A 744-nucleotide genomic window follows, 5' to 3' on the forward strand; every position below is an offset into this window, starting at 1 on the left:
CGCGCTGCGGCTCGGTGTCTTCACGTCGGCCGAGACGGAGTTCGCGCAGGACTGGGATGTCCTGCTCCGGTTCTGGTTCGACGGGCACGAGCCGGTGCACGTTCCCGTGGTGCTGTATCACTGGCGCCAGCATCAGAGGTCGCTGTCCGGCAGCGGGTCCATCAACCAGGGGACGTTGAGCTCGGTGCGGGGGGCCTTCGCGTATATCAGGGCCCATGCCCCCGATCCCGACCTCTACGACGTCGCGCCCTATCCCCTGGATCTCGGCGCACCGGACTTCTATCTCCACCGGCGCCCGGACCGGCCGCCGCCGATTCACCTGCTCCGCATGGCCTGGTCCGGCGACGCCGAGCGGCTCGACACGGCGTTTCCGTTCGCCACCCGATCGGAGGTCCGCGTGTCGCGCGGTCCGCAGGGGCTCCGCGCGCTGCGCGACCACGCCGCCACGATCGACGCCGAGCTGGTCGCGCTGGTCGGGCCGGCCGTGATCGTGCTCCACGACCTCGGGCTCTGGCAGGCGGTCAAGCATCTGGAGCTGGTGCCCGGAAGCATCGCGGTGTCGGGCCCGGTGTTCGACCGCGGCGCGCGCGTCGTGTTCGGCTCGCCGGTCCGCATCGATCGCGAGACCCTGGCCGATCCTCTCGCCGGCAACAGCATGATCGACACGGGCGACTACTCGCTCGCGCTCAAGCCGCATTGCACCTATGCGCCGAGCGTCGATCTGGTTCTCGTCCGGCGCGAGGC

General features: G+C 70.4%; 1 protein-coding gene. It reads left to right on the top strand.

What is annotated here, in order from left to right; genetic code table 11:
* Positions 1-744 (top strand): hypothetical protein (locus tag ABTU92_RS30090; protein WP_408095199.1); only part of this gene is annotated, 744 nt, incomplete at both ends.

Origin of the sequence: Rhodoplanes sp. SY1 (assembly GCF_046000175.1) — a bacterium.
Lineage (GTDB): Bacteria > Pseudomonadota > Alphaproteobacteria > Rhizobiales > Xanthobacteraceae > Rhodoplanes.